The sequence below is a fragment of the Sphingomonas rhizophila genome, from assembly GCF_014396585.1.
In the GTDB taxonomy this organism is placed as follows: domain Bacteria; phylum Pseudomonadota; class Alphaproteobacteria; order Sphingomonadales; family Sphingomonadaceae; genus Sphingomicrobium; species Sphingomicrobium rhizophilum.
Window position 1 is genome coordinate 2,238,452 of record NZ_CP060717.1, and the last position, 11,499, is coordinate 2,249,950.

Sequence of the window (11,499 nt, forward strand, 5' to 3'; positions counted from 1 at the left end):
CCCCGCTTCAATCCACCATGGATGCGGCGACTTACGGGTAGGTCGCGGTGACGGTGTAGGTGTTCGAATAGGCGCCGTCCGGCGAGTTGGCCGGAATGTCGAGCGTGCCGCCGACATGAACCAGGAAGGATTGGTCGCTGGCAATGGTGTAGGTGTAGGTGTTCGGCGCGGTCGCGGTAGCGTCGAGGCCGAGCGACACCGGAAGCGCTGCAGCAGTCGTGTCACCACCGAGGTAAAGCGCGGTCGGGAAAACGGTCTGGACGGTGACGTCCATGCCGGCCGATCCCGCACCGACCATCAGGCCGCGGCTGGGCGCAGAGCTGGGAAGCGGCTGGACGCCGATGTTGCTGACGAACGACGGGACCGTCGGATCGGCGTCGATGCGGATCTGGCCGACGTTGCCCGACGGGAGGACGACGTCGCCGAAGTTGAGGTTGGTGTCGTTGATGAAGTTGAGCGGCGACAGGATCACCGTGCGGCCGGTGCCGCCGCTGTTGTCCTGGGTCACCGACTGGGCAAGCGCCGGCGTCGCGAAAGAAAGCGTCGCCGCGGCGGCTGCAAGGGTCTGAAGTCTGGTCACAAGTTCTCTCCGAATTGGGAAGCATCACTATCGATTTCGGACTTTGCGAAATTGCCCAACAAGGCCGGTGAGCAAGAATTTAACCCTGCGGATCAACGGACCCGCCCGAAGACGAGCGGAAAGGGAGGCGTCTGTTCCGGAGGGAAAGGCAGCCCAGATCGACATCCCTGGTTAATAGCGGGCTTACCGAGCCTGTGCACCATCCTGCTTGGCACGGCCCTGCGCTTTCCCAGCAGGCGAGGCCCCGCTATGCCCCGTCGCCATGACCGAAACCGGCGCCGCCATCCGAATCGACCAGCTCACCAAGACCTACGCAAGCAAGGGCAGCGCGCCCAAACTGGCGCTCGATTCGGTCAGCTTCGACGTGCCGCGGGGCCAGATCTTCGGATTGCTAGGCCCCAATGGCGCGGGCAAGTCGACACTGATCAACATCCTGGCCGGGCTGGTCGTCAAAAGCGGCGGCACCGCCGAGGTGTGGGGTTTCGACATCGACCAGCACCCGCGCAACGCCAAAAGGTCGATCGGCATCGTCCCGCAGGAAATCCTGTTCGATCCCTTCTTCACGCCGCGCGAGGCGCTGGAGATCCAGGCCGGCCTGTATGGAATACCCGCACATCAGCGGCGCACCGCCGAGCTATTGTCGGCGGTACGGCTGACCGACAAGGCCAACGCCTATGCCCGCACCCTGTCGGGCGGAATGAAGCGCCGCTTGCTGGTCGCGAAGGCGATGGTTCATTCGCCGCCGATCCTGGTGCTCGACGAGCCAACCGCGGGCGTCGACATCGAACTTCGCCAGCAGCTGTGGGATTATGTCCAGCAATTGAACCGCGACGGGGTGACGGTGGTGCTGACCACCCACTACCTCGAGGAAGCCGAGCAGCTGTGCGACCGGATCGCGATCATCAACCACGGCAAGCTGATCGCCAACGAACCGACCCGCGCGCTGATCGCCAAGGCCCAGGACAAGGTGGTGGTGGTCGAGGTCGATCGCGACATCGAGACGGTGCCCGACGCCGCCTGTTTCGACCGCGTCGAGCGCACCGGCGAGCGAACGCTGGAAATCCAGTACCGCAAGGACCGGGTCAATGCCGGCGACGTCCTGGCCGCGTTGCAGAAGGAAGGGCTCCAGATTATCGACGTGTCGACCAAGGATCCCGACCTTGAAGACGTCTTCCTGTCGCTGACCCGCGCCGCCGCCTAGCGCGAGAAACGCTGGAAGAAGGCCCACATCCAGTCGTTCACCGCCAGCCATTCGTGTCCGCGGCCCTTGGCGACATAGCTGACAACATCCACCCCATTGCGGCAGCCGGCGAAGCGGGTGCTGGTCCAGTGCGCGTCTTCGGTGCGCACTGGTTCGGAGGAGCAGGAATTGAGCGCCGCCCACCGCGACAGTGCGGCGTCGAGCGAATAGCGCCAATAGGCTGCACCGCCACCGCCGGGCGGGTTGGTGCTGTCCGCGTCGCCGTCGAAACTCATCACGGGGAGGGGATGCGACGGCTGGCACGTATCGGGGTCGGGTCGCGAGCGATCGGACACGAGCGGCCGGCCGGCGCGAAGGCCGACGTCCGGCGCGATCGCCGCGAAGCGGTCCGCGGCGACGCAGCCGAGCCAACTCGTCATCCGCCCGCCACCCGACAGGCCGGTCGCGTAGACCCGCGACCGGTCGATGCATCCGCGTTCTGCAAGCACGTCGATCATCCGGCCGATGAAGGCGACATCATCCGGGTCCGCCGCGGCGGGTATCTTCCCCGTTACCGTCGGCACGCCGGGAATATTCCAGGCGAACCCCTCCCCGGTCGGGATCCCTCCATCGGGCGCCGCAATGTTGAAGCCGCGCGAATCCGCCGTGGACGCCATGCCGGAATCCGTAAGGATGTTCGCACCCCGGCCGCCACTGCCGTGGAGGAGCACGACAAGGGGTAGCGGGGCTTCGGGCGACGCCGGGCGATGCAGCAAGACCGACCGACCGGTGCCGGGAATGAGGATCGACGTCGTGGCGCCGGGGCGTCCGAGGTCGCAGCCTGCAAACGCCGGCGATGCGCCGAGCACGGACAGGATAAGGAACAGGATGAGGCGCATCGTCCAAGGCTACGGCCCGCGCCCGTCCTTGCCAGCCGCGCCGACTTGCCGCAGCTAGGCCGCGATCATCGTCACAGGGGAATGTCGGCTTGGCTTCGCAGGATTACGACGTGCTGGTTATCGGGTCCGGCGCGGCGGGCCTGACGGCGGCACTGACACTGGCGCCGACGCTTCGGGTTGGCGTGGTCGCGAAGGGCAAGCTCGACGAGGGCGCGACCGGCTGGGCGCAGGGCGGAATTGCCGCCGTCCTGGAAGAGGGCGACAGTTTCGAGGCCCATGTGCGCGACACGATGATCGCTGGTGCGGGCCTCAACAACCTCGCCGTCGTAGAGCATGTGGTGAGCGAAGCGCCGGCGGCGATCGCCCGACTGGCCGAGCTTGGAGTGCCCTTCAACATCGATACGGACGGGGAAGGCTGGCACCTGACGCGCGAAGGCGGTCACAGCCATCGCCGGATCGTCCATGTCGCCGACGCGACAGGCTGGGCGATCCAGCAGGCGCTGGAGAAGGCGGCGCGGGCGCACCCGAACATCACGCTGGTTCCGGACATGGTGGCCATCGACCTGGTCACCGGGCGTCATGCGGAGGAATTCACGACGGCCGGCGCGGTGCACGGCCTCTATGCGTTCAATCGGGGCAGTGGCGAGGTCGAGACCATCACCGCGCGGGCAACGGTGCTGGCCACCGGCGGAGCAGGCCGCACCTACCTTTATTCGACGGCGCCGCGCGGGGCGACCGGTGACGGCATCGCCATGGCGTGGCGCGCCGGATGCCGCATATCCAACATGGAGTTCATGCAGTTCCACCCGACCTGCCTCTACAATCTCGAGGTCAAGAATTTCCTGATCACGGAGGCGGTGCGCGGCGAAGGCGGGATCCTGAAGCATCCTGAAACCGGCCACCGCTTCATGCCCGATTACGACGAGCGGGCCGAGCTGGCCCCGCGAGACGTTGTCGCCCGGGCGATCGACAGCGAGATCAAGCGCGACGGGCTGGATTACGTCCACCTCGACATCAGCCATCGCGAGCCCGAATTCGTGAAGGAGCATTTCCCGAACATCTACGAAAAGCTGCTCGGCCTGGGCATCGACATTACCAGGCAGCCGATCCCGGTCGTCCCGGCGCAGCATTACACCTGCGGCGGCGTGCTGACCGACATCGACGGGCGGACCGACGCGCCGGGGCTCTACGCGGCGGGCGAGGTAACCCAGTCCGGTCTTCACGGCGCCAACCGGCTGGCCTCGAACAGCCTGCTGGAGTGCCTGGTATTCGGCGAGGCGGCGGCCAGGCACATCATGGCCCACTGGGACTCGCTCGCCGAGCCGCCGAAGGTGCGGCCGTGGGACGAAAGCCGGGTGACCGACAGCGACGAGGAAGTCGTTATCCAGCAGTGCTGGGGCGAGATCCGCCGCTTCATGTGGAACTTCGTCGGCATCGTCCGCACCACCAAGCGGCTGGAGCGGGCCAAGCACCGGATCGACCTGCTTCGCCAGGAGGTGGCCGATTATTATCGCCACTTCCGGGTGACGCCCGACCTGATCGAACTCCGCAACCTGGTCGAGGTCGCCGACCTGATCATCCGCAGCGCCCTGTCCCGGCACGAAAGCCGCGGGCTGCACTACACGCTCGACTACCCCGGACTTGCGCCCGAGGCGGTCGATACCGTGCTCGTGCCCTAGCCGCCGAGCACAAGGCCAGCGGAGCAGGGCGAGCGGGCCATTGTCGAGAAACGGCAAGGCCGGCCGACCGGCTGCGAAGCCGGCCGGGGCGACGGCACGGATTTACTTCCCGATGTCCCCGGCGCTTCGGTAGAGCGCCGCTGCGAGCAGCCAGGGGAGTGCGAACAGCATGCTGAAAACTGCTCCGCGCGGGTCGACGGCGTAGCCGAAGGCGCCGACCGCCAGCTGGATGGCCGCCGCCACGACGGTCGTCCGCGCCATTCCCGATGACGAGAACCGCGTCAGGATCGCACCGATCAGCGCTACGAAGAGCACGCCGACGAACAGCAAGTTGTAGGGATTGTCCTCCGACCCGATCATCCCGACAGCGAGGTTGACCCAGATGGTCAGGAAGGCAGTGCCCAGCGTGATGGCCGCGGCCAGGCGATACGTGGTGTTCGACGCCTTCCGCAACAGGAACTCCAGGCCGAGGCCGATCGTGCCGATGAGCAGGCCCATGACCACGAAGTCGCTGGCGGTCCAGTTGACCTCGGTGGTGAATTGCATGGCGACGAAGGGCAGCGCGAGCAGCGCGGCCGCGCCGCCCCAGCCGACAAGGCGCCAGTTGATGCCCGAGGGGCGCGGATGAGTTTGAACGGTCATGACGATGCGATTCCTCCGATGAACGAGGAAGGATCCATCGAGCAATGACCGGTGAATGCCATGAGGTCCGGGTGAGCAATCGCTGAAAAGTGAGGCCGTCACGGAGTGAATCCGTGACGTCGATACTGTCCGCTTCGCGGCAGGCCGGCCGGCCCTCAGCGGCTGTTCGCGCTGCTTCGACGACGCGTCCCGCGTCGGCGGCGCTGCGCTCGGCGGATCGGGGCCTAGCGTAGCTTTGCGATCTTCAGGCCGATCTCCTTGGCCTTGTTCTGGGTCGATTCCTCGCTGCGGGTCAGCGCCTTGGCAATGGCCTTGAGGCCCATGCCCTTGATCGCCAGTCGCTTCAGCTTGTCGGTTTCATCCAGCGTCCACGGCTGCTTGTGACGTTCGAAACCCTTCTCCGATTTTCCGCCCATCGATCATCCTTCCGCGAGGCTGGCATCGCTCGCTCGCCACAGCTAATGCGGTGCGTTCATGGCCGAGGCAACCGACAAGCAACCGCATCTCTATCTGGTCGACGGGTCGAGCTACATCTTCCGCGCCTACCACCAGCTGCCGCCGCTGACCAATCGTCACGGCACGCCGGCCGGCGCCGTCTATGGCTACACCGCGATGCTGTGGAAACTGGCCGCAAGCCTCGAGCAGGAGGACGGGCCGAGCCACCTCGCAGTGATCCTCGACGCGTCGAGCAACACCCATCGCAACCAGATGTACGACCAGTACAAGGCCAACCGGCCGCCGCCGCCCGAGGACCTGGTTTCGCAATTCCCACTGATCCGCGTCGCCACCCGTGCCTTTTCAATTCCCTGCATCGAGGAAGAGGGGCTGGAAGCCGACGACATCATCGCCTGTTACGCCAAGGCCGCTAGCGCCAAGGGATGGCGGACGACGATCGTCAGCAGCGACAAGGACCTGATGCAGCTGATCGACGACCAGGTCGACATGCTCGACACGATGAAGGATCGCCGCATCGGCAGGCCGGAAGTGATCGAGAAGTTCGGCGTCGGGCCGGAGCGCGTCGGCGATGTGCTGGCCCTGATGGGCGACAAGGTCGATAACGTCCCGGGTATTCCGGGCATTGGTCCCAAGACCGCGTCGCAACTGATCAACGATTTCGGCGACCTGGAAACTGTGCTGGCCTCGACCGACCGGATCACCAAGCCGAAGCTGAAGCAGAGCCTGATCGACCATGCCGCAGACGCACGCCTGTCGCGGCAGTTGGTCGAGCTGGTCTGCGAACATCCGCTGCCCGAACCGCTCGACGACCTGCGGCTGAAGGGCATTCCGCCCGAACCACTTCGCGAATTCCTGGAGGACCAAGGGTTCAAGACGCTGTTGGCGCGGATGGTCGGAGGCACCAGTGCGACCAGAAACGTTCCGGTTCAATCCCTTAGGAATGACGTCAAGCCGTCATCCGCCGCTCCGGTGCCGAGCGGGACCGGCCGCGGCGAGGTCGAAAGGATTACCGTCGACCGGACCCTGTACCAGACGGTGACGACGCTCGACGCGCTCGACGCCTGGATTGCGGAGGCGCGGAACCAGGGCTTTGTCGCGCTCGACACCGAAACCGACTGCATCGATTGCATCGTCGCCAAGCTTGCCGGGATCAGCCTTGCCACGCAGCCGAACAAGGCCTGCTACATTCCGGTCGGTCATTCGGGCGCCGACATGTTCAGCGCCGCGCCCGACCAATTGGCGAAGGCCGACGTGCTGGCGCGGTTGAAGCCGCTGCTGGAAGATCCTGCGGTCCTCAAGATCGGCCACAACCTCAAGTACGACCTTGTCATGTTCGCCAAGGTGGGCATCGCCGTCGCCCCTTACGATGACACGATGCTATTGAGTTTCAATCTCGATGCCGGGCTTGGCAGTCATGGAATGGACGAACTCGCCAAGCTTCACTTCGAGCATGAGTGCATTGCCTTCAAGTCGGTGTGCGGCACCGGGCAAAAGCAGATTACCTTTGACAAGGTGCCGCTGGACGCCGCGACCGAATATGCCGCCGAGGACGCCGACATCACGCTGCGACTGTGGCAGCGGCTGAAGCCGCGCGTCGCCGCCGAACACGTCGCGCAGGTCTACGAGATGGTCGACCGGCCGCTGTCGGCCACCGTGGCGCGGATGGAGCAGCGCGGGGTCAAGGTCGACCGCGGTTACCTGAGCAAGCTGAGCGGCACCTTTGCCGACGAAATCGCCAAGCTGGAGGCACAGGTCCATGAGGCCGCCGGCGGGCCGTTCACAATCGGATCGCCGCAGCAGCTTGGCCAGGTGCTGTTCGAGCGGCTCGGCCTTAAAGGCGGGCGCAAGGGAAAGAGCGGGAGCTACTCCACCGACGTCAACGAACTGGAGCGCTTGGCGGGCGAGGGCGTCGACGTCGCGCGGTTGGTCCTCGACTGGCGCCAGCTGACCAAGCTCAAGACAACGTACACCGACGCGCTTCAGGCGCAGATCAATCCGGACACGGGCCGCGTCCACACCAGCTACGGCCTTGCCATGGCGCAAACCGGTCGACTGTCGTCGACCGACCCGAACCTGCAGAACATCCCGATCCGCACCGAGCTCGGCCGCCAGATTCGCGACGCCTTCGTTGCCGAGCCGGGCCATGTGCTGATGAGCGCCGATTATAGCCAGATCGAGCTTCGGCTGGCGGCGCACATGGCCGACGTGCCGCAGCTGAAGGAGGCGTTCCGCGCCAAGGAAGACATCCACTCGATGACTGCCGAGGAGCTGTTCGGAAGCGTCGACCGTGATACGCGCAACCGCGCCAAGACGGTCAACTTCGCCATCCTCTATGGCATTTCCAGTTGGGGCCTCGCCGGCCGCCTTGGAATCAGCCGAGAGGAGGGCAAGGCGATCATCGACCGCTATTTCGAGCGCTTCCCCGGCATCTCTAGCTATATCAACGACACGCTGGCGTTCGCGCGCGAACAGGGGTTCACGCGCACCCTGTTCGGCCGCAAGACGCATTTCCCGAATATCCGGTCGCCACAGATGAATTTGCGGCAAGGCAGTGAGCGGGCTGCGATCAACGCGCCGATCCAGGGGACCAGCGCCGACCTCATCAAGCGGGCGATGAATCGAATAGATGCTGCGCTGTCGAAGGCAGGCCTGCCCGATGTCCGCATGCTGCTGCAGGTCCACGACGAACTGGTGTTCGAGGTGCCCAAGGGCCAGGAAGAGCGAGCCGCTGAAGTCGTGCGCGCGGTGATGAGCGGAGCGGCCGAGCCGGCGATCACGCTCGACGTGCCGCTCGACGTCGAGGTCGGTTGGGGCGAGCATTGGGGCGCCGCGCATTGACGACCGCGGTCGATCCCGAGCCACCGGTGCCCGAGAAACCGTCAGCGGACCTGGCGGCGCTGGCGCGCGGGGGCGGCTCAATTTCTTCGGGTTCGTCCTGCGGCTGGCGGCGCGACTGCCTTTCCTGTTCATCGCCGGGCGAAGCTATGGTGCCGAGGCGCTCGGACGGTTCGCCTATGCGGTACTGATCGTCGAGCTGGCGGCCCAACTGTCGACGCTCGGGCTGAAGCGCGGGTTAGCGCAATTGCTGGCGCGCAACGACCGCGACCATGCCTGCGTCGTTGCCGATGCGATGCTGGTGTCGGCGATCGGCGCTGTGGTGGCGATGGTCATCCTCGGCAGCTTCCCGCAAGCCATGTTCCCCAACAGCCAGGTGCACGGGCTGGACTGGTTGCTGCCGATCACGGTGCTGGCGATCAGTTGGACCGACATTGCCCTGTCGGCGCTGGCCTATCGCCATGACGTCGGCGCCACGGTCCGCGCCCGGTCAGTGGTCGAACCGTGGACGATCAGCCTCGTCGCTTTCGTCTGGTCGTACATCTCCCTGCGCGACGGGCTGATTATCGCTTACGTCTTCTCGATGGTCGCCGCGATGATCGCGGCCCTGATCCCGCTGCTCAAGAGCTATGGCATTCCGCACGGCTGGAAGCCGGACCTCCCGCTGGCATGGCGGACGGCCCGGCGCAACATGCCGCTCGCGGCGGCTGACGCCGTCGAGTGGGGATCGCGGCGCGTCGATATCGCCGTGCTCGGCCTATTCCTGTCGCCAGCCTATGTCGGCATCTATTATGTCGCGCAGCAGGTCGCTTCGCTGCCGTCCAAGCTGAAGACCAGTTTCGAGCCGGTTCTTGGCCCGGTCATCGCCCGCAACATCGCCGCCAATGATTACCGGGCGGTCGCGCAGCAGGTTCGCCAGGTCGGCTTCTGGATCCTTGCCGCGCAGGCGGGGATCGCCATCTCGCTCGCGATCCCGGGACGCGGCGTCATGGGCCTGGTCGGGTCGAACTTCACCGGCGGCACCGCGACGCTCGCCTTCCTGCTGATCGCCGAGGTGGTTGCCGCCACCGCCGTGGTTAGCGAGGCGGCGCTGATCTACGTTGCGCGCCATCGCAACATGATGATCAGCCTTGCGATGCTGGCGATCGAGGCGGCCTTGAGCGTCGCCTTCATCTTCCTGTTCAAAGACCTGCACGAGTGGATCGGGGACGGCCTGGACGTTCGCCGCTGGCAGATGACCGGCCCGGCGGCGGCGCTGTGCGTGGCCCTCGGGCTGGCTTCGATCGTCAAGGCCCGCCTCCTTTCGCGGGTGCTGGGCCATCCTGTGTCGGGGTGGCGCTGGGACCTGTTGTGGGCCGCCGCCGCCGGGGTCGCGGTCGGCGTGCCGGTGCGCATATTCTTCCCGAATGGGCTGAACTCGCACTCGGCGTGCCGCTGATCCTCGGCGCCTTCTGCGCCGTCCTCTGGTACAAGGGGTTTGGCCCCGAAGACCGCGAATTATTCAAGCTGCGCAAGACCGAGATCGAAGATCTCGCGGCGGCGAGCGAGGCGGACAAGAGCCGCGTTTGAGCCACCGGGCGGGCTTGGCGCGCTGCTAGCGATTGCCAGGCGATCGCGTCGCTGCGCTCGGCGGCTTAGTGGCGAAAGTGGCGCATCCCCGTGAACACCATCGCCAGCCCGGCCGCGTCCGCCGCGTCGATAACTTCCTGGTCGCGCATCGATCCGCCGGGCTGGATCACCACGGTCGCGCCCGCCTCCGCCGCCGCCAGCAATCCATCGGCGAACGGGAAAAAGGCATCGGACGCGACCGCCGAGCCGGCCGTGCGCGGTTCGGCCCAGCCGTAGAGCTCGGCCGCTTCGCGTGCCTTGATCGCGGCGATGCGCGCCGAATCGCGACGGTTCATCTGCCCCGCCCCAATGCCGGCGGTGATGCCGTCCTTGGCATAGACGATCGCGTTCGACTTGACGTGCTTGGCCACCGTCCAGGCGAACAGGCAATCGTTCAATTCCTGCTCGGTCGGCGCCCGCTTGGTCACCAGCTTCAAATCCTCGCGGCTGATCATGCAGTTGTCGCGGGTCTGGACCAGCACGCCGCCGCAGATCGTGACGGCATATTGCCCGCCGCGCCGCGGGTCTGGCAGGTCGCCGGTCAGGAGCAGGCGCAGGTTCTTTTTCCTGGCAAAAATCGCCCGCGCCGCTTCGTCGGCATCCGGCGCAACCACCACTTCGGTGAAGATGGCGGTGATCGCCTCGGCGGTTGCCGCATCGAGCGGGCGATTGACGGCGACGATGCCGCCGAATGCCGACACACTGTCGCATTCCAGCGCGCCCTTCCAGGCCTCGGCCAGCGTATCGCCGGTGGCGACGCCGCACGGGTTCGCATGCTTGACGACGACGACCGTCGGCGGCCCGTCGCGAAACTCGGCGACCAGTTCGAGCGCTGCGTTGGCATCGTTGATGTTGTTGTAGCTGAGTTCCTTGCCCTGCAGCTGTTCGGCCTGGCCGATGCCTCGCGCCGCCGGGCCCGCCGAGGCGTAGAGCGCCGCCTGCTGATGCGGATTCTCGCCGTAGCGCAGCGTCATCAACAGCGGCGACGACATCGCCCGCCGCTCCGGCCACTGCTGGCCCTGGTCCACCCGTTGAAACCACATCGAGATCGCCGTGTCATAGGCCGACGTCAGCGCATAGGCCTTGGCAGCGAGCTTGCGCCGGAAGTCGAGCGTGGTGCCACCGCGGCCGATCTGCTCGATCAGCACGGGATAGTCCGCCGGATCGGTGACGATGGCGACATGGGCGTGGTTCTTGGCCGCCGAGCGCACCATCGAAGGCCCGCCGATGTCGATATTCTCGATGATTTCTTCCCGGGTGCCACCCCGCGCAACGGTCTGCTCGAACGGGTAGAGATTGACGACGACAAGGTCGATGGCGCCGATGTCGTGTGCCTCCATCGCCGCAAGATGCTCGGCATTGTCGCGCACCGCGAGCAGGCCGCCGTGCACCTTCGGATGCAGCGTCTTCACCCGTCCGTCCATCATCTCGGGAAAGCCGGTGAGGTCGCTGATGTCGCGCGGGTTCGCGCCCAGTTCGCGCAGCTTGGCGGCGGTACCACCGGTCGAGACGAGTTCCACGCCGGCCGCTGTCAGCGCCGCCGCCAATCGATCCAGCCCCGACTTGTCCGACAGCGAAATGAGGGCGCGGCGGACGTGCACGATATCGGTCATCAAACTT

Annotated in this window: 8 protein-coding genes and 1 pseudogene; 4 read left to right on the forward strand and 5 right to left on the reverse strand. The window is 66.0% G+C overall.

Annotated features, from left to right (window positions below):
* Window positions 1–31: 31 nt before the first annotated feature.
* Window positions 32–580, reverse strand: coding sequence for a DUF4402 domain-containing protein (locus H9L12_RS11425; RefSeq protein WP_187541834.1), 549 nt, complete (start codon window positions 578–580; stop codon window positions 32–34).
* Between the two features lie 262 nt (window positions 581–842).
* Between H9L12_RS11425 and H9L12_RS11430 the strand changes: the two genes are divergently transcribed.
* A complete protein-coding gene (locus tag H9L12_RS11430) occupies window positions 843–1,781 on the forward strand; it encodes an ABC transporter ATP-binding protein (RefSeq protein ID WP_187541835.1) in 939 nt (312 codons plus the stop codon).
* Here H9L12_RS11430 and H9L12_RS11435 read toward each other — a convergent pair.
* On the reverse strand, window positions 1,778–2,659 hold the full coding sequence (locus H9L12_RS11435; protein WP_187541836.1) for a CE1 family esterase: 882 nt from the start codon (window positions 2,657–2,659) through the stop codon (window positions 1,778–1,780). The genes H9L12_RS11430 and H9L12_RS11435 overlap by 4 nt on opposite strands.
* A gap of 89 nt (window positions 2,660–2,748) precedes the next feature.
* On the opposite strand from H9L12_RS11435, the gene nadB reads away from it, so the two are divergent.
* Window positions 2,749–4,338, forward strand: coding sequence for an L-aspartate oxidase (gene nadB, locus H9L12_RS11440; protein ID WP_187541837.1), 1,590 nt, complete (start codon window positions 2,749–2,751; stop codon window positions 4,336–4,338).
* Between the two features lie 102 nt (window positions 4,339–4,440).
* Here the strand turns inward: nadB and H9L12_RS11445 are convergent, their stop codons facing one another.
* Together H9L12_RS11445 and H9L12_RS11450 are read right to left on the reverse strand one after the other, a co-directional pair.
* Window positions 4,441–4,980, reverse strand: coding sequence for a hypothetical protein (locus tag H9L12_RS11445; protein ID WP_187541838.1), 540 nt, complete (start codon window positions 4,978–4,980; stop codon window positions 4,441–4,443).
* 224 nt (window positions 4,981–5,204) lie between these two features.
* Window positions 5,205–5,396 (reverse strand): hypothetical protein, encoded by a 192-nt coding sequence (locus tag H9L12_RS11450; RefSeq protein ID WP_187541839.1) that lies wholly within the window; start codon window positions 5,394–5,396, stop codon window positions 5,205–5,207.
* A gap of 58 nt (window positions 5,397–5,454) precedes the next feature.
* Between H9L12_RS11450 and polA the strand changes: the two genes are divergently transcribed.
* Both polA and H9L12_RS11460 read left to right on the forward strand, forming a co-directional pair.
* Window positions 5,455–8,274, forward strand: a complete 2,820-nt coding sequence (gene polA, locus H9L12_RS11455) for a DNA polymerase I (RefSeq protein ID WP_187541840.1) — start codon at window positions 5,455–5,457, stop codon at window positions 8,272–8,274.
* Window positions 8,271–9,840: pseudogene (locus tag H9L12_RS11460) on the forward strand (lipopolysaccharide biosynthesis protein). The gene polA and the pseudogene H9L12_RS11460 overlap by 4 nt, the downstream one beginning before the upstream one ends.
* Window positions 9,841–9,905: 65 nt before the next feature.
* On the opposite strand, the gene purH reads toward H9L12_RS11460, so the two are convergent.
* Window positions 9,906–11,492 carry a bifunctional phosphoribosylaminoimidazolecarboxamide formyltransferase/IMP cyclohydrolase gene (gene purH / locus H9L12_RS11465; protein WP_187541841.1) on the reverse strand — a complete coding sequence of 529 codons (1,587 nt, stop codon included), beginning with the start codon at window positions 11,490–11,492 and terminating at the stop codon, window positions 9,906–9,908.
* Between the last annotated feature and the right edge of the window lie 7 nt (window positions 11,493–11,499).